A 16,467-nucleotide genomic window follows, 5' to 3' on the forward strand; every position below is an offset into this window, starting at 1 on the left:
CCGGAGACGCATCATGGCAAACGCGCAAGCAACCTTGGGATTTATCGGGCTAGGCGTGATGGGCGGCCCGATGTGTAGAAACGTCGCGAGCAAACACGCCGGCGAGGTGATTGCTTTCGATATGAATGCAGAGGCATTTGCGGCGTTGGAGGGAACCCGCGCGCGCCGCGCAGCGAGTGTGTCCGAGGTCGCGGCGCGGGCTGATGTGGTGTTCTTGTCTTTGCCGGGCGGACCGCAGGTGGAGCGCGTGTGCCTCGGAGAGCAGGGGTTGGTGCGAGGCCCGCGTCAGCCTGACGCGATAGTCGATCTCAGTACGACAACGGTCGCCTCGGCCCGTGCCGTGGCCGCGCGGTTAAAGGAGCTGGGTGTGGCTTTTGCCGATGCGCCTGTCGCACGTACCCGCGAGGCTGCCCAGCGCGGCGAACTCAGCATCATGGTAGGCGCCCACGCAGATCTGTATGCGCGCATCGAACCGTGGCTGCATTACATGGGATCGGATGTCACACGCTGCGGCGATGTGGGATGCGGCCAGGTCGTGAAGCTGATTAACAACGCGTTGGTGTTCGAGAACACGATGGCGTTAGCGGAAATGATGGTGCTGGGCGAGCGTGCGGGCGTACAGCCGGAGGTGCTGCTGGATGCGGTATCCAAGGGGTCCGGCGACAGTTTTGTGTTGCGTAATCATGGACGCCGCGCCATGCTGCCACGACATTTTCCCGAAAAATCCTTTCCCCCCGAGTATGTCTTGAAGGATCTGTCGTATGTGGCGGAACTGGCAGGGCAAATGGCAGTGACAGCCCGGGTGGTGGAATTGGCTCAGCGCTATTACGCTGCGACGGCGAGCGCAGGCTACAGCGGGAGATACTTTCCTGCCGTTATTGAAATCATCGATCAAGGCGTCGATATCGATGGCAGTGCTGTGCGAACGGGCATGGCGCGAGACAAGGCGCAAACTCATCGCCAGGATAAGGACGCAGTGCCGTCTGCATCGGGGAGCGGCCGTCATGGATGACGTCATCGGCCTGGTCTGGGCGGGAATGATCAGCGGATGTCTGTATGCGATGGGCGCGATAGGCATCGTGCTGATCTATAAAAGCTCGAATGTCGTGAATTTTGCGCACGGCAATCTGGCCGGTCTGGCGGCATTCCTGGTGTTCGGCTTCACCGCTGGGATTTTTTCCAATATGGCATGGGGAGCCGCCGTAGTGCTGACGTTCGTCATCATGATTGCGGTCATGGCGATCAGTTATTTTTTGATTGCGCCTTTGGTGTTCAAATCGGATTTGACCAGCACGATCGCGACGCTCGGCGTTGGATTGATCGCTCAAGGGGCGACACAATTACTGTTTGGTTCTAACGTCGTCTCGCTGGATCTGCCTTTGCCCGATTGGCGGGCAGAACTTGGGCCCATCCTGGTGACCTCCTACGACATGGCCGTGCTGGCGACGACTGCGTTGGCGATTGGGCTGCTATACGTACTGATCGAACGCACGCGTATCGGCATTGCTTTTCGTGCGGTATCGGCCAACCCATTCGCCAGCCGCGTGTGCGGATTGAGTCTGCGGCGCGTACATCTGTTTTCCTGGATTGTGGCGGGGCTATTGGGGCTGGTGGCGTCGCTGCTGATCGTGCCTACGACGTTTTTGTCATCGACCAGCGTGGCCTCGTTCATGTTGCAGGCCTTTGCGGCGGCGGTGGTTGGCGGGTTCAACAGTTTGCCGGGCGCCGTGCTGGGTGGCATCTTTATCGGTGTGATCATGAATCTGCTGTCGTTCTATGTGGCGGCCGAGTTCACCAATACGTATTTGTTGCTGACGATTCTGATTGTGCTGAACATATTCCCCAAGGGCATTCTTGCTGTGCGTGGAGGTGTTCGTGTCTAGTGTGATGATGTCGGTGAACGACTCGGCCAGCAAGCCCGGCCCTCAAACGCATGTCACGGTATTTCAGCGGTGGAGCACGAGTGCGGGCATTGCCGGGGCAGTTGTGTTGCTGCTGCTGCCTATCGTGGTGGGCGGATATTGGACCTATACCGTGGGATTGTGCTTCGCAAATGCCATTGCAGTTATTTCGGTAGGGTTTCTGGTGCGCTACGGTGGCGAGGTCTCGATCGGCCATGGCGTGTTTGTGGCGGCTGGAGCCTACGCCGTTGCGTTGATGGAGAAGTACGCCGGCGTATCGCTGTTGATGAGCTTGCCGGTGGCGGCGTTGGCAGGGGCGGTACTGGGTATGATCTTTGCCTTTCCATCGCGTCACTTGTCGGGAATTTATTTGGCTGTGGCCACAATGGCGCTAGCGCTGGCCTTGCCTGAAGTCCTGTTGCATTTTTCGTCGGTGACGGGCGGCTACGAAGGCCTGTACGTCAAGCTCGATGCATTACCCGGCATGTCCAAGGAAATGCAGCGGTATTACTTGCCGTTGGCGGGGTTGGTGGCGGTTGTCATGTTGCTGCGTCAGTTTCGGCGCTCGCGCCAGGCCAAGGCATTGTTGCTGATTCGTACTTCGGCTCATGCCGCCGAGTCGTTCGGCGTGCGCCGAAGCTGGGCGCGCCTGAGCTGCATGGCGCTCAGTGGCGGTATCGCCGCGATCGGCGGGGCGATGCTGTCGTTCAGCTCGTCCACGGTATCGCCGAACAGCTTTACGTTGTGGACCTCGATTTTTCTGCTGGTGGGATCGGTAGTGAGTCTGTATTCGCTGTCCATCGCAGGCGGTGTGATAGGCGGCGCGTTTTTGACCTTGATGCCCTTGCTGTTGGCCGGCGCCGGTGACTGGGTGCCTATTCTGTACGGGGCGGCATTATTGACTGTCGTGCTGGGATTCAACGCGTTGCCGGCATCGGTGCGGGCGAGGCTCCAAGGGGGGCAGGCATGACGGCCGATGTATTGGAGCAGGCACCGTTGGTGGTCGAGGACTTGTCGTTGTCGTTCGGCGGCATACAGGTTCTGCAGCATGTCGGTATGCGATTGTTGCCGGGGGAAATCACCGGCCTAATCGGGCCGAACGGTGCCGGCAAGACGAGTTTTTTTAATTGCCTGACGGGCTTGTATTGCCCGCAGCAAGGCAGCATTCTGCTGGGCGAGGAACACCTCGAGAAAATGGGGCCCACTGAACGTGCGGCGTTGGGATTCTCGCGCAGTTTTCAGCACGTTGCCTTGTGCCCGGAGTTGAGTGTGGTCGAGAACGTGATGATCGGCCTGGACCGTGAGGCGAGCGCGGGGTGGCTGGACGCGTTTCTGCCGCTGCCCAAAGGGAAAAAGGAAAATGCCCTGCATCGCGAGCGCGCCTTGGCGGCACTGGATCGCCTGGGGGTAGCGCATGTGGCTGACGTGATGCCTGCCGAACTGCCGCCGGGCGTGCTGCGGCTGGCCGAAATTGCACGTGCTATTGCCGCTCATCCCCGTGTGTTGTTACTGGACGAGCCCGCTGCGGGATTGAACTCCGTGGAAACGGCGGACTTGGCGTCTGCCTTGAAAAAGCTGCGGGCTCCAGGTCTGGTGCTGGTGGTGGTCGAGCACGATATGGATTTGATCATGGAAGTATGCGACACCATCCATGTGCTGAACGTGGGGCGCGTGCTGGCATCGGGCAGTCCAGAGCAGATCCGTGGTAACCGCGACGTGGTGCGGGTATACCTGGGAGACGAGGATGATTGACGTCACGGCGGATTTGCTGCGGGTCGAGGGATTGACGGTGCGTTATGGCGCGGGGCCCGTATTGCACGGGATCGGTTTTGCGATGACGGACTCGAAGGTTGCCGCCTTGTTGGGTGCAAACGGGGCAGGGAAGTCCAGCACGCTGCGGGCGATCGCCGGTCTGGAGCCGGCCCAGGGCACGATCCTGTTCCGGGGGCGGGATATTACGCGCCTGGGCGCCGCACAGCGATTTCGTCTGGGCATTGTGTATGTGCCGGAGGGCCGCGCCATCGTGTCCGACCTGACCGTTCAGGAGAACCTGAGGCTGGGGTCATATTTCGTCGACGCGCGCACGCGTGCACAACGCGAACAGATGGTCATGGATTTCTTTCCCGAGATCGCCAATCGGCGACGGGCGGCGGCAGGATTGTTGAGCGGCGGTGAACAGCAGATGTTGGCCATCGGGCGGGGCTTGATGTCAGGACCGCAGTTGTTGTTGCTGGACGAGCCGTCGTTGGGTTTGGCGCCGTTGCTGGTGGCACGCGTGTATGAGCGCCTGGCGAGGATTCAACAGGAACAGCGCCTTTGTGCGTTGTTGGTCGAGCAGAGTTTTCATGCGGCTGCCAAGCTGGCCTCTCATGCCTGGGTGCTGCGTCATGGCCATATTGTGGGTGAGCTGGACGAGGCCGAGATGCGCAGCCGCGAGGGACGGCAACGCGCGATTGATGCTTATCTCGGTTCTCGCAATCAGTCGTCGTCTGCATCAGCCGGATCGTCTTCCGGGAGCGCCAAGGCCGCGTGAGTCATCGAGCGGTTACGTTCCACCCAATGCGCCATCATGATCATGAACAAGGACACGGTATGCAGTCTCTAAAACTCCAAGGCGAGGTCATCGCATCTGGATTGCAGTTTCCCGAGGGGCCGGTGGCGTTGCCGGATGGAAGCGTGTTGGTCGTGGAGATCGCCGGGGGACGCCTGCTGCGTGTGTCGCCCGATAGACGGGTGAGTGTCGTGGCCACGTTGGGTGGTGGCCCCAATGGCGCGGCGTTGGGGCCTGATGGGCAGTGCTATGTCTGCAACAACGGCGGCTTCAGCTGGCGTACGGAGGATGGATTTACGCGGCCGATCGGCCCTGCGACGGACTACGCCGGCGGCAGTATTCAACGTGTCGATGTTGAGACAGGGGCAGTGACGACGTTGTATACGCATTGTGATGGGGTGTCCCTGCATGGGCCGAACGATATCGTGTTCGATGCACACGGCGGATTCTGGTTCACCGACTTCGGCAAGACGTTTGAAGACCGTATCCTGCGTGGCGCAGTGTATTACGCGCGCGCTGATGGCAGCGCTATTCGCCGGGCGGCGCATCCGGTATTGACGCCAAATGGTATTGGCTTGTCGCCCGATGGTCATACGCTATATGTCTCGGAGACGGAGACCAGCCGCTTATGGTCCTACGCGATCGAAGCGCCCGGCGTATTGACCCAGGAGCCCTGGCCGTCACCGTGCGGGGGGCGTTTGGTGCACGGCCTGCCGGGATATCAGCGGTTTGATTCGTTGGCGGTGGAGCAGGGCGGCAATATTTGCGTAGCCACCTTGGTACGCGGCGGCATCAGTGTCTTCAGCCCTTCTGGCCAGTGGCTTGAATTTCACGAGGCGCCCGAGGGGTATTGCACCAACATCTGCTTTGGCGGCGCCGATCTGCGCACGGCCTATATCACGCTGTCGGGCTATGGACAGCTATTGGCGGTGCCATGGCCACGTGCGGGCTTGGTTTTGTAGATGCGGGTGGCATAAATATAAATCGTGTGTATAGGGCATGGAGACAGCATGAAGACAACAGGTGAATTGCGCTCGAGCAGACGGAGATTTTTGCGTACGGGCGCGGCATGGGGAATGTCGGCAGGCTTGGCGGGGCTGGGACTGCCTGCACGCGCATTGCCGGTGTCCGCAGCATCGTGGCCGGATAAGCCGATACGCATCGTGGTCCCCTATGCCGCGGGCCAAGGCGCTGACCTGTTGGCACGGCTGATCGCGCAAGAGCTGGGCAAGACACTGACGCAACCCATCATCATCGAGAATCGTGCTGGCGCGGGCGGAAATATAGGCACGGCCAACGCAGCGCGATCGAATGCGGATGGCTACACGTTCCTGTTGGGAACGAACGCCACCAATGCGGCCAATGAGTTTCTCTATAGCAACCTGGGCTTTGATCCTGCCGCGGATTTTATGGGCGTGGCAATGATCGGCCTGCTGCCTATGGTGTTGTGCACGTCCGCGGCAGACTTGCCTGCTAATGGTATCGCTACGCTCATTGAGCGTGCCCGTGCCAAGCCCCGCACGCTCAATGTGGGATTGCCCAGCACGACCGCACAGGTCGTGTTCGCCGAGTTTGAAAAATCAGCGCAGGCACCGTTGTTTGCCGTGAAATACAAGGCTTCCGGTCAGGCGTTGGCTGACACGATGGGCGGCCAGATTCCTCTGGTGATCGATACGGTGACGGCGGCACGGCCCCATGTGTTGAGCGGAAAGCTGCGCGCGTTGGGGATTTCATCGTTGCACGCCAGCGACATGTTGCCAGGCGTGAAATCCATAGCAGAGCAGGGCGTGACGGGTTTCGACGTGGTGGCATGGGACGCTCTGTTTGCACCGCGCGGAACGCCTGCGGCCATTGTTGCACGCGTGGGCGAGCTGATACAGCGCGTGCAACAACAACCTGCGACGCGCAGCCGCATGATGGACATAGGGGTAGAGCCGCTGGTGATGGGGCCTGCTCAACTGGATTCGTTCGTGCAGGATGAACGTACCAAGTGGGGCGGGATCATCAACGCCGCGGGTATCCGCATCGAATAGTTTCCCAAATCAGGAGTGACTTTGCCGTTGAGGCGGAGTTGTGATCATTCAAAGAATGCATTCTGCATTTTATTGATTTAGCCAAGGAGCTGACCTATGAGTACCGTTTTGAATATTGCCCAGTCCGATGTAGGCAACGCGCCGGCCGAAGGGCGCATCACAGACGAAGCCATTGCCGCGGCACGCGCCATGATCGGCCTGCATTTGCGGCCCGAAGGCCCGTATCTGCAGGACGCGACGCCCGATACATTGCGCAATTGGTGCAATGGCATAGGCGATTTGAACCCCTTGTATCGCGATGTGGGCTATGCCAGCGGCACGCGCTACGGTTCGCTGCTCGGTCACCCCATGTTTCCCATGGCGTTTGGTTGGCTGGGCCGCACTCGATGGGGATTGCCGGGTGTTCATGGTTTTTATGCCGGCAACGATTGGGAGCTATTCCGGCACGTGCGTCCGAATGACCGCATCACCGCCATTGAGCGCGTGGTGGGCGTGGAAGAAAAAGAAAGCAAATTCTCGGGCCGGCTGGTGCTGCAGTATGTCGAGGCCAGCTATTACAACCAGCGTGGCGAGTTGATCGCGCGGGCGTTGGGGACTTGCACGCGCCACGAACGCAAAGCGGCGCGTGATACGGGCAAGTACAAAGAAATCGTCCAGCATGAGTACACCGACGAAGAGCGCGATCGCATCGACGAAATGGTGCTGAACGAGCCCAAGCAGATCCGTGGCGCTAACGTGCGCTATTGGGAGGACGTCGAGGTCGGCGAAGAATTGCCGACGATTGCGCGTGGTCCCTTGTCGCTGATGGACACGATGGGCTTCCTGGTGGGATGCGGCCGCGGCCATACGCATGGCGTGGTGTTGCAGGCGGCGGTGAAGCATCCGGGGCATTTCTTCCGCAATCCGGAGGCGGGCGGCGGCGTCGAATACACCGGTATTGGCCACCATCGCGAGTCGGTGGCCAAAGAAGTCGGGGTGCCTGGCACCTATGACTATGGCCCGCAGCGTTCATCATGGATGTGCTCGCTCGTGACGAACTGGATGGGCGACGCTGGGGTGTTAAAGCGCGTCCGTACGGAAATGCGCCGGTTCAACATCATGGGTGACACCACCTTCTGCAAAGGCAAGGTGATACGCAAATATGTGAAGGATCAGGTTGGCCTGGTGGATATCGAGTTGGCTGCGGAGAATCAACGCGGTGAGTTGACGACGCCGGGATTGGCCACGGTCGCATTGCCCTCGCGCGACGTGCGATTGCCGGCCTTTATCGATGGCTCTGGCGTCGATCTGGAGCTGCCAGTCACTCGTTGATGCACGTGCGTTCCTACCTCTGTGAGACAGTATCTATGCAGCCATATTCTTCACCTCGATCTGACACGCTGCCATTGACCGGTTGCCGTGTCGTGGAGTGTTCATCTTCTGTAGCCACCGCCTACGCCGCCAGGTTGTTGGCGGCCATGGGCGCGCACGTTGTGATGTTGGAGCCGCCAGCAGGGTCGCCGCTACGTCAGGCTGAGCCGCGATTGGAGGGAACGGAAGAGAGTGCGTTGTTTGCCTACCTGGCAGTGGGCAAGCACAGTCTGGTCTGCGATCTGTCCACAGAGGAGGGGCAAGCGCTATTGTCGCGAGAGTTGGGCCAAGCCGATATTCTCATTGAAGATATCCCAGTACGCGGTCGCACTCGTCATGGCCTGGAGCCGCAATCGCTCAGTGAGCGATTTCCGTCGCTGGTGCATGTCAGTGTCCTGCCCTTTGGCGCAACAGGGCCCAAGGCGGATTGGGACGGCGTGGAGTTGAACTTGATCCACGCTGGCGGCGAGGGCTATTTGCTGCCCAATGGCTTGTCGCAAGAGCTGTTTCCCGATAGGCCGCCGTTAAAAATCTATGGGCATTTCGGTGCTTATCAGGGAGGCGCGATGGCGGCATTCTGCGCGTTATCGGCATGGTGGGCGGTGCCGCAGCGGGGAGGGCAATATGTCGATGTGTCGGTGCAGGACGCTGTGCTGGCCGTCGGTGCGTTTGCCTTGCAGCGATTGGGAGATGGTTCGCTGGAGCACCGCACCACGCGCAGTTTTCGGTATGGCGGCGTGTTTGAGACACTGGATGGTTATGTCGAACTGCTGACATTGGAAGACAGGCAATGGCTGTCGCTGGTGCAGTTGTTGGGCAATCCAGAGTGGGCCGCTGATGAGGCGCTGCGCGATCCATTGGAGCGCAGCCGGCGCGGCGGCGACATCAATGCGCATATACGTGCCTGGATGTCCATGCATCATGCCGACGACATCGTCATGCGGGCTCAGGAATTGGGGGTGCCTATTGCCAAATATCGAACGCCCAATGAAGTGATGACGGGAGAACACGAGCGGTCCCGCGGACTGTTTGCGCCTGCCGTGCTGGAAAGCGGCAGACAAGCCGATATCCTGGTGGCGCCCTTTCAGTTCAGGCGCTCGCCGTTGCCGGGCGGTGGCAGCGTGCCGGCGTTGAATGAAATGGCTCGGGAGGAGATGGTATGAGTCTCGCCAATGCTCCACTGGCAGGCGTGCGTATTGCTGACTTCACCATTCATGCTGCAGGCCCGTTCTGTACGCATCTGTTGTCTCAGTTGGGCGCTGAGTGCATCAAAGTAGAAAGCCGTACGCGCCCAGATGCCTTTCGCAAGCCGCACGCTGTTTATGGACGCATGTCGGCGGCGACGTTCGATCAGGTGTCGGCGAACAAGCTGTCAGTGCGGCTGAATCTGAAACAACCCGAAGCTGTTGCCCTGGCCAAGCGGTTGGTGGCGGCATCGGATATTGCCGCGGAGAGCTTTCGTCCGGGCGTGATGGCGCGTTTGGGATTGGGGTTTGACGATTTATTGACGGTCAAATCTGATCTGATTCTGCTGTCGTTGTCGTCCTGCGGTCAGAGCGGCCCCGACTCGCATTTCGCGGGATATGCGCCACTGTTTGGCGCCTGGGGCGGCCTGGGTTGGATGAGTGGCTATAGCGATGGTCCGCCTATGGAAATGCGCCATGTGATGGATCACTCCGCGGGTGTACACGCGGCGCTGGCGGTCGTCGCCGCCTTGAATCAACGGCGCCGCACCGGCCAAGCCCAACATGTCGATCTGGCGGCGCGAGAGGTGGCCTCGGCCATGATAGGCGACGCGCTGGTAATGGCGTCTCAGGGGCAGGCCCCAGCACGACCGGGTAATAGCGATGACGGCATGGCGCCGCATGGGGTCTACGCGACGGCAGACACTGATCGCTGGTTGACCGTGGCAGTGCGCACCGATGCGCAGTGGCACGCGCTGGCGGCGCAGTTGGGATCAGAGGCTGACGATCCTCGCTATGCCACAAGGGCTTTACGGGTGCGCCACCGCGATGAACTGGATGGATTGCTGTCACGATGGCTGTCATCGCGCGATGCGGAGCAGACCGCCAGGCAATTGCAAGATTGTGGCGTATGTGCGCATGTATCCTGGAATATGCAGGACATTGCTGCGGATCCTCATTTGCGTGCCCGTGGCGTGGTGACCGAGGTGAGCGCGCCGGATATCCCCGCGCGCCTGGCGGTGGGCGCGCCGGCGCGATTCAGTCGCACGGATGAGGTGGGTATACGACGGCTGACGCCGGCATTGGGACAGGACGAGGACTATGTGTTCGGCGAGCTGTTGGGATTGAGCCGGGCGCAGCGCGCGGATCTGGAGTCCCGCGAGATCATTTTGTGATATCGCGCGTGGATAGATCATTAACCGAATCAAGGAGGTGTAGATGAAAGAGGCTATTTACCTGGTGCTGGATATGGAAAACGATCTGGTACACGCCGATGGGCCAAACGGCAAGGCGGCCTATGGAGAGCAGGTGCGCGGCCGCCGCATCCTGGAAAACACGCGCCGCGCTTTGGACAAGGCGCGCGCTGCCGGGGTGGATATCGGCTTTGTCCGTGTGGGATTTTCTCCGGACTACCGCGAATGCCCGCCAAATTCCCCGATATTCTCGGGGGCGCGCAAGGCGGGGATCTTCAAGCTGGGGCAGTGGGGAACCGAGGTTCATCCCGATCTAGGCAAGCAGGACGGCGACTTCGATATCGTCAAGCATCGCGTCAGTCCGTTCTATGCGACGAATCTGGAAGCCATTCTGCGGGCGCGCGGGATCAAACGGATCTATTGCTCGGGGATTTCGACCAATGCCGTGGTGCAGGCCACTGTGCGGGAAGGGCATGATCGCGATTACGAGATCGTGGTGCTGGAAGACTGCTGCTGCGGGACGTCGGCAGAGGAGCATGAAAATGCAATAAAAGGCCTGCAACGGTTTTGCCGGATCACGACCTCCGAAGAGGTGGTGTTCGAGTGAGTTTTCCCCCGGTGCCGTGTGAGTCTGGGCTAAACGTATAAAATGCATTAAATACGGGGTGTCAAAACTCGAGACAGATTTTCCGGCCACGCACGGCCGCTTCGGGCTACTAGATGGAATATCGAACAAAAGAAGAACAGGTCGCAGACTATCTGCGCGAGCGCATTATTTCCGGCGTCTATCCGCGCGGCTCGCGCCTGAAACAGGCTGAGATTGCCGAGCAACTGAAGTTGAGCATCACGCCCGTGCGCGAGGCGCTGAAACTGCTGGTGGCCGAGGGCTATATCAGTGGCGATTCCTATCGTGGCGCTCGTGTCGTGCCGTTCGATGCGGCTGCGTCGGCGGAAATCCTGCAGTTACGCTTGGTGCTCGAGTCGCAATTGGTTCGAGGCGCCATTGAAAGAATCACCACCGACGATATCGCTGAGCTGCGAGCCTTGGCCGCACAGTTTGCAGAAACGTTCGAGGCCGGCGACCGGGCCACGGCGCGCGGCGTGAATTACCGTTTTCACCGCCGTCTGTATGACATTGCACAGATGCCGCAGACGCTGCATTTTGTGCAGATTTTGTGGGCCCGCTATCCCTTTGACCTGATCAATTCGGTGTCCGGTCGTGGCAAGGAGGCTGTGCACGAACATGATGAGATCCTGCAGGCCTTTGCCGCCGGCGACGCATCTGCCGCCATGCTGGCCATGCGTAAGCACATCGAATCCGGCTGGACGGTGTTGAAGGCGATCAGCGAAGAGCAAGCGCGGAAGTAGCAAGGCATATGTTACATAAGCTGACTGACTCAACCTAACCCCAACATATCCGCCAGACTTAATTCCGTCTGGTCCTCGTCCAGGTGGATATGGGATTCCAAGTCCCGCAGATGATGATCCATCTCTGCGATCGCCTGGGCGATTTTGCCCTGTTCCAGATATTCCACCACGCGCGCGTGTTCGTCATGCTCGCAGGTCGCATTACCAGGCGGTTGAAAGATCGCGACGACGAGGGCGCAGCGTGAGATGACCTCCATCAAATAGCGCGCCAAGAGCGGATTACGCGACAGCTCGCCGAGTTTCAGATGAAACGCGCTGGCCAGGCGCGCCCATTCGGTCTGCGGTGCGTGATGCATGGCGCGGTGTTCGTCGCGCAGTTGGCGGCGCAGCGCAGCGTAATCGGCTCGGGTGGCGGATTGGGCGACCAAAGGCAGGATGGCGGCCTCGAGCGCGCGGCGCGCCTCGAAGAGCTTGCCGATTTCTTCGCGCGTGGGCATCGCGACGATGGCGCCGCGATTGGGGCGCAATTCGACGACGTGGTCGTGAGCCAGGCGTTGCAACGCCTTTTGTACGATGCTGCGGCCTACGCCGAATAATTCACATAGGGCGGCCTCGGGGAGCTTGGTGCCCGGGCGCAGGCGCTGGCTCATGACGCCACTGACCACGGATTGATAGATGCGTGTTTCGGTATCGTCGAGAGCGTCCGTGTTCGGCGCAGGCAGCGCCGTCGGCCGTATTCTGGGACGGCCTCGGGTGGATGGACTGCGGTCTTCAGGCATCGCGTGTACCCAATGCGGAGAGTTGTTGTCCCACGGAGATGGCCAGGCGGATCAACGCCAGATCGCTGCCTGCGGGCCCCAGCAGCGAGACCCCGGCGGGCAGGCCGTCCTCGCCGATAAAGGGGATGTTGACTTGGGGCAATCCGGCCAGGCCGGCAATCGACGTGATGCGAAAGGTGTTGGCGCGGATGGCGTCCACGGTCGCCGGATCGGCGGTGAGCGAAATCGCGGCGCTGGAGGCCGAAGGCAGAATGGCAATGCGATCCGTGCCCAGCAAGGTGCGAATCTGTTCGCGCAGGCCGGCTTGCCGCGATTGTGCAGTAGCTGCAGCCTCTGCGCTGATGTTTGCAGCTGCCTGCCAGCGCCCCTCGATGGCGGCGCCGAAGGTGGGGCGGGCGGTCGTTATCCAATCCCTGTGGGTTTGCCAGGCATCGTAGGCCGACACGGTGACATAGGTCTGCCGCCAGATTTCCAATTCGGTGTCCGAGGAGGGGGCGTGACTGATGGGCAGGGCAAAGTGGCCGTGCAGTGTATCGGTGACTTTGTCGATCAAGGGGGCAAAGGCGGCGTTGGCCTGTGCGCAGGCGTCGGTGAGTACGACGGCGCCACGCCAGGCGATATCGCCTGAGTCAGGCATCAGGACCTCGCCAACGTGTTGGAAAACATCGGCACGGCTGGCGAGCCACGTCATCGTGTCAAACAATGGCGATAGCGGGACGACGCCCTCCGCGCTCAGCAAGCCATGCGTCGTACGCAGCCCCCAGAGGCCGCAATAGCTGCTTGGCACCCGAGTAGAGCCGCCTGTATCGGTACCCAATGCAAAATCCACTAATCCCGCAGCGACAGCGGAGGCTGAGCCACTGGACGATCCGCCGGGAACGCGGTCGGGGGCGCGCGTATTGAGCGGCGTGCCATAGTGCACGTTTTCACCTTGAATGCTGTAGGCCAGTTCGTCGGTCAGCGTTTTACCGTGCAAGGTTGCGCCTGTGCTCAGCAACTGTGCGACCAGCGGACTATGCGCACTGGCGGGCTCATGAGTTTCCAACCATGAGGGATTGCCCGCGCCCGTACGGTGACCTGCCACGTCGAACAGGTCTTTGGCAGCGAAACTCAAGCTATTCAAGAGGCCGCTGCCGGAGGGAGCAACGCTGAATCGGCCATGCGGTACCCACGCCCCTACGGTGTCGTCGAAAGGTAGCGTGGTAGCGGCAGATAATGAGTTCATGTTGCGGATTCCTGAGTAAGTGTATCGACGTGGGCGCAGATAGCACCGGGTGTGGTGAACCACACCTCGCCGCGATCGCGATGATGGGCAATGTGTGCCAGCGCACGGCGCAGGTGCCGCAAGCGGTACGGTTGCCCGACGAGATAAGGATGCAAGGCTATGCCCATTACCAAGGGCTGCCGTTGCGATTGTTCGAGCATTTCATCGAAGTTGTCGATGATCAGTTGCGCGAAGTCTTTGCCATCCATGTGGCGCGCGACGATCATGGGAATGTCGTTGACTTCCTGGGGATAGGGCACAGACCACAGCGATGATCCGCCGCGCGTGCGTAGCTGGGTCGGTTGATCATCGTGGCACCAGTTCAGCGTATAGCGATAGCCGGTCTCGGCCAGCAGGTCCGGCGTCAGATGGGACTCGGCGATCCATGGCGATAGCCAACCGCTGGGACGTACACCCGCAACGCGTTCAAAACGTTCAGCACAGTGACTCAGCAGCGCACGCTCGGCAGTCTCTGTGTAGGTGCCCTGTTGTTCGGCATTGGTGTGTCCATGCGCGATCAACTCGTCGCCGCGAGCAAGGCAGGCGTGGATAAGCTCGGGGCAATGGTCGAGGATCGCGGTATTGGCGACGATGCCTGCAGGCAAATCAAGGCTGTCGAATAATTCCAGGCAGCGCCAGGCGCCAACGCGATTACCGTATTCGCGCCAGGTGTAGTTCAGGATATCGGGCTCGCTGAAACTGGCGCCCAGCTTTGCGCCCATGCCGCCGCCAAAGGCAAAGTGTTCCAGGTTGAACCCCAGATAGACGGCGAGCCTCGCACCGCGTGGCCAGGAATAATCCTGGCGGCGGTGAATCGGCGAATAATCGAACCGATGGTGGCTGGGCAACAAGCCGAATGTGCTGTCTGTATGCGATGTGTGGTCGGGAGGAGCGAAATCAATGGCCGGCATGGTTGAGTATCCTGCGATTCAAAGTGTGGCCAATCCCGCCCGGACCAGCATCCATTCCGCACTGTCGTTCCAGACGTCCATCTCCGTGATCAGGCCGTTGCGTACGACGTAGCGGTCGACATAGCGGTTGCCTTCGAATGGCGTGCCGTCCAGCCATTCTCCATATAGCGTGCCACGGTTGTAGACCACGGCGTATTCATCCGTGGCGCCAGCCACCACGTCGGTGGATTCAAAACGTTTTTTCACCCAGGCATAGCGTGCCTTGTTAAAGGCGGTGCATTCCGATGGGTCGCGCATCTCGCGGCCGCCTGTGAAGCGAATACGCAGGTCGCCGCTGACGTATCGGCGCGCGCCCTCGGGGTCGGGTTTCATCAGTGTGATCAGGTAGGTGTCGACCAAGGCGCCGGGATCATTCGCGTTGTGAGTGTTGTGCTGTTGTGGTGCGTCGTGCATCGTTTTCTCCCATTTGATGCGCCAATTCGGTGCATAAGAACTGCAATCGTGATGGGCTCGAACAGGCCGTGGCACAGGGCTTCAACCTATTCTGACCGCATGATTTCCATGGATTGTCGGCAATAAATCCATATGGATTGCCGACAAAAACTCATACGGAAATAAGCAAACAGCGTGCCAGGATGGCGGCAGGAAAAAGGTATTGGCATGGCTTTTGCTTGAGTGCAGGTCAGGGCTACTTCAGCGCCTTTGACTACGACCACTTTCGGGAGCACTCCATGTCTCGCTTTTCTCGCCGCACATTTGTCTGCACGACTATCGCCCTGTTTTGTGCGGGGCTGGGGGCCGGTGCGCAGGCTGCCGAGCCGATCAAGATCGGTTTGATTACTGCGTTGTCCGGGCAATCAGCGTTGGCGGGCGAAGCCATTACCCGTGGGATGCAAGTCGCCATCGACGAGATCAATGCCAAAGGCGGTTTGTTGGACGGCCGCAAGCTGGAGCTGGTGCGTCGTGATGATGAAGCCAATCCTGCAAAGGGCGTGGTCGCGGCGCGCGAGTTGATCTACAAGGAAAAAGTCGCTGCGATTTTTGGCGGTCTGGATACGCCGGTATCCATGGCGATCGTGCCGTTGGTCAATCAAGCCAAGATGCCGTTTATCGGCCCGTGGGCCGCAGGCACGCCAATCACGAAGAACGGCGCGAATCCCAACTACGTATTCCGTGTCTCTGCGGTCGATGAGGTGGTCGATGTCGCAATGGTGGACTATGCGCAAAAGACCTTCAATGCCTCGAAGTTCGGCTTGATCATGGTGAACAACCCGTGGGGCGAATCGAATGAAAGAGGGCTGGTCGCGGCCTTGGCGGCCAAAGGCATCAAGCCTGTGGGTAGCGAAAAATTCGAAGGCAACGACGTCGATGTTGTGCCGCAATTGACGCGGTTGAAAGCCGCGGGCGCCGATGCGTTGTTCCTGGTGGGCAACGTCGGACCCTCCGCACAGGTCGTGAAGTCATTGGATCGCATGGGTTGGAAAGTGCCCGTGGTATCGCATTGGGGACCTGCCGGCGGCCGGTTTACCGAACTCGCTGGCCCCAATGCCAAGGAAGTGCATTTCGTGCAGACGTATAGCTTCTTTGGCAAGCAATCGCCGGTTGGCGAAAAGGTCATCACGGCGCTGAAAGCCAAGTACTCCAATATCAAGGGGCCTGAAGACATCACCCCGGCTGTGGGCGTCGCGAATGCCTATGACGCGATGCAGTTGACGGCATTGGCGATTCAAAAGGCGGGCTCCACCGACGGCGATGCGATCCGCGAAGGCTTCTACAAGATCGACAGTTACGACGGCTTGATCAAGCAGTACAAGCAGCCGTTCTCACCCGAGGTGCATGACGCGTTGAGCGCACAGGATTACGTTTGGGCGCAGTTCATTGACAACCGCATCTTGCCCGTCGGGCTGGCGAAATAAGGCAATCAGTCGGGGTC

The 16,467-nt window shown here is 60.0% G+C and carries 17 protein-coding genes; 13 read left to right on the top strand and 4 right to left on the bottom strand.

Annotated elements, in window-relative coordinates; genetic code table 11:
- Positions 1–13: 13 nt before the first annotated feature.
- The 12 genes from ACYVIT_RS07200 to ACYVIT_RS07255 all read left to right on the top strand — a co-directional run bounded on the left by ACYVIT_RS07200 (position 14) and on the right by ACYVIT_RS07255 (position 11,580).
- A complete protein-coding gene (locus ACYVIT_RS07200; RefSeq protein WP_415806419.1) occupies positions 14–1,012 on the top strand; it encodes an NAD(P)-dependent oxidoreductase in 999 nt (332 codons plus the stop codon).
- Positions 1,005–1,883 carry a branched-chain amino acid ABC transporter permease gene (locus ACYVIT_RS07205; protein ID WP_415806420.1) on the top strand — a complete coding sequence of 293 codons (879 nt, stop codon included), beginning with the start codon at positions 1,005–1,007 and terminating at the stop codon, positions 1,881–1,883. The genes ACYVIT_RS07200 and ACYVIT_RS07205 overlap by 8 nt, the downstream gene beginning before the upstream one ends.
- Positions 1,876–2,871 (top strand): branched-chain amino acid ABC transporter permease, encoded by a 996-nt coding sequence (locus ACYVIT_RS07210; RefSeq protein WP_415806421.1) that lies wholly within the window; start codon positions 1,876–1,878, stop codon positions 2,869–2,871. The genes ACYVIT_RS07205 and ACYVIT_RS07210 overlap by 8 nt, the downstream gene beginning before the upstream one ends.
- On the top strand, positions 2,868–3,653 hold the full coding sequence (locus ACYVIT_RS07215; RefSeq protein ID WP_415806422.1) for an ABC transporter ATP-binding protein: 786 nt from the start codon (positions 2,868–2,870) through the stop codon (positions 3,651–3,653). The genes ACYVIT_RS07210 and ACYVIT_RS07215 overlap by 4 nt, the downstream gene beginning before the upstream one ends.
- Positions 3,646–4,434 (top strand): ABC transporter ATP-binding protein, encoded by a 789-nt coding sequence (locus ACYVIT_RS07220; protein ID WP_415806423.1) that lies wholly within the window; start codon positions 3,646–3,648, stop codon positions 4,432–4,434. The genes ACYVIT_RS07215 and ACYVIT_RS07220 overlap by 8 nt, the downstream gene beginning before the upstream one ends.
- A gap of 59 nt (positions 4,435–4,493) precedes the next feature.
- Positions 4,494–5,414 (top strand): SMP-30/gluconolactonase/LRE family protein, encoded by a 921-nt coding sequence (locus ACYVIT_RS07225; protein ID WP_415806424.1) that lies wholly within the window; start codon positions 4,494–4,496, stop codon positions 5,412–5,414.
- 48 nt (positions 5,415–5,462) lie between these two features.
- Positions 5,463–6,485 carry a Bug family tripartite tricarboxylate transporter substrate binding protein gene (locus tag ACYVIT_RS07230; RefSeq protein ID WP_415806425.1) on the top strand — a complete coding sequence of 341 codons (1,023 nt, stop codon included), beginning with the start codon at positions 5,463–5,465 and terminating at the stop codon, positions 6,483–6,485.
- A gap of 96 nt (positions 6,486–6,581) precedes the next feature.
- On the top strand, positions 6,582–7,796 hold the full coding sequence (locus ACYVIT_RS07235; protein WP_415806426.1) for an FAS1-like dehydratase domain-containing protein: 1,215 nt from the start codon (positions 6,582–6,584) through the stop codon (positions 7,794–7,796).
- A gap of 35 nt (positions 7,797–7,831) precedes the next feature.
- Entirely contained in the window at positions 7,832–8,998 is a 1,167-nt protein-coding gene (locus ACYVIT_RS07240) for a CoA transferase (RefSeq protein ID WP_415806427.1), read from the top strand.
- Positions 8,995–10,194 (top strand): CaiB/BaiF CoA transferase family protein, encoded by a 1,200-nt coding sequence (locus ACYVIT_RS07245; protein ID WP_415806428.1) that lies wholly within the window; start codon positions 8,995–8,997, stop codon positions 10,192–10,194. The genes ACYVIT_RS07240 and ACYVIT_RS07245 overlap by 4 nt, the downstream gene beginning before the upstream one ends.
- Before the next feature lie 43 nt (positions 10,195–10,237).
- The gene (locus ACYVIT_RS07250) at positions 10,238–10,819 is read left to right on the top strand and encodes a cysteine hydrolase family protein (RefSeq protein ID WP_415806429.1); all 582 of its coding nucleotides are present in this window, start codon (positions 10,238–10,240) and stop codon (positions 10,817–10,819) included.
- A 113-nt stretch (positions 10,820–10,932) separates the two neighbouring features.
- Positions 10,933–11,580 (top strand): GntR family transcriptional regulator, encoded by a 648-nt coding sequence (locus ACYVIT_RS07255; protein ID WP_415806430.1) that lies wholly within the window; start codon positions 10,933–10,935, stop codon positions 11,578–11,580.
- A 29-nt stretch (positions 11,581–11,609) separates the two neighbouring features.
- Here ACYVIT_RS07255 and ACYVIT_RS07260 read toward each other — a convergent pair whose 3' ends face one another.
- From ACYVIT_RS07260 to ACYVIT_RS07275, 4 genes are read right to left on the bottom strand one after another with little or no spacing between them, the layout of a single operon-like run.
- On the bottom strand, positions 11,610–12,359 hold the full coding sequence (locus tag ACYVIT_RS07260; protein ID WP_415806431.1) for a GntR family transcriptional regulator: 750 nt from the start codon (positions 12,357–12,359) through the stop codon (positions 11,610–11,612).
- Positions 12,352–13,584 carry an amidase gene (locus tag ACYVIT_RS07265; protein WP_415806432.1) on the bottom strand — a complete coding sequence of 411 codons (1,233 nt, stop codon included), beginning with the start codon at positions 13,582–13,584 and terminating at the stop codon, positions 12,352–12,354. Before ACYVIT_RS07265 ends, ACYVIT_RS07260 begins: the two co-directional genes overlap by 8 nt.
- Positions 13,581–14,534, bottom strand: coding sequence for a polysaccharide deacetylase family protein (locus tag ACYVIT_RS07270; RefSeq protein ID WP_415806433.1), 954 nt, complete (start codon positions 14,532–14,534; stop codon positions 13,581–13,583). Before ACYVIT_RS07270 ends, ACYVIT_RS07265 begins: the two co-directional genes overlap by 4 nt.
- A gap of 18 nt (positions 14,535–14,552) precedes the next feature.
- Positions 14,553–14,987: a nuclear transport factor 2-like protein gene (locus ACYVIT_RS07275; protein WP_415806434.1), complete on the bottom strand. Its 435-nt coding sequence runs from the start codon at positions 14,985–14,987 to the stop codon at positions 14,553–14,555.
- A 278-nt stretch (positions 14,988–15,265) separates the two neighbouring features.
- On the opposite strand from ACYVIT_RS07275, the gene ACYVIT_RS07280 reads away from it, so the two are divergent.
- Positions 15,266–16,450 (top strand): ABC transporter substrate-binding protein, encoded by a 1,185-nt coding sequence (locus ACYVIT_RS07280; protein ID WP_415806435.1) that lies wholly within the window; start codon positions 15,266–15,268, stop codon positions 16,448–16,450.
- Positions 16,451–16,467 lie beyond the last annotated feature (17 nt).

This window comes from Bordetella muralis (assembly GCF_054781015.1).

Coding starts and splice junctions, on each gene's coding strand:
- ACYVIT_RS07275 (WP_415806434.1), bottom strand. CDS start 14,987: ATGCACGACGCACCACAACAGCACAACACTCACAACGCGAATGATCCC.
- ACYVIT_RS07260 (WP_415806431.1), bottom strand. CDS start 12,359: ATGCCTGAAGACCGCAGTCCATCCACCCGAGGCCGTCCCAGAATACGG.
- ACYVIT_RS07280 (WP_415806435.1), top strand. CDS start 15,266: ATGTCTCGCTTTTCTCGCCGCACATTTGTCTGCACGACTATCGCCCTG.
- ACYVIT_RS07205 (WP_415806420.1), top strand. CDS start 1,005: ATGGATGACGTCATCGGCCTGGTCTGGGCGGGAATGATCAGCGGATGT.
- ACYVIT_RS07245 (WP_415806428.1), top strand. CDS start 8,995: ATGAGTCTCGCCAATGCTCCACTGGCAGGCGTGCGTATTGCTGACTTC.
- ACYVIT_RS07270 (WP_415806433.1), bottom strand. CDS start 14,534: ATGCCGGCCATTGATTTCGCTCCTCCCGACCACACATCGCATACAGAC.
- ACYVIT_RS07240 (WP_415806427.1), top strand. CDS start 7,832: ATGCAGCCATATTCTTCACCTCGATCTGACACGCTGCCATTGACCGGT.
- ACYVIT_RS07255 (WP_415806430.1), top strand. CDS start 10,933: ATGGAATATCGAACAAAAGAAGAACAGGTCGCAGACTATCTGCGCGAG.
- ACYVIT_RS07220 (WP_415806423.1), top strand. CDS start 3,646: ATGATTGACGTCACGGCGGATTTGCTGCGGGTCGAGGGATTGACGGTG.
- ACYVIT_RS07250 (WP_415806429.1), top strand. CDS start 10,238: ATGAAAGAGGCTATTTACCTGGTGCTGGATATGGAAAACGATCTGGTA.
- ACYVIT_RS07230 (WP_415806425.1), top strand. CDS start 5,463: ATGAAGACAACAGGTGAATTGCGCTCGAGCAGACGGAGATTTTTGCGT.
- ACYVIT_RS07235 (WP_415806426.1), top strand. CDS start 6,582: ATGAGTACCGTTTTGAATATTGCCCAGTCCGATGTAGGCAACGCGCCG.
- ACYVIT_RS07265 (WP_415806432.1), bottom strand. CDS start 13,584: ATGAACTCATTATCTGCCGCTACCACGCTACCTTTCGACGACACCGTA.
- ACYVIT_RS07215 (WP_415806422.1), top strand. CDS start 2,868: ATGACGGCCGATGTATTGGAGCAGGCACCGTTGGTGGTCGAGGACTTG.
- ACYVIT_RS07200 (WP_415806419.1), top strand. CDS start 14: ATGGCAAACGCGCAAGCAACCTTGGGATTTATCGGGCTAGGCGTGATG.
- ACYVIT_RS07225 (WP_415806424.1), top strand. CDS start 4,494: ATGCAGTCTCTAAAACTCCAAGGCGAGGTCATCGCATCTGGATTGCAG.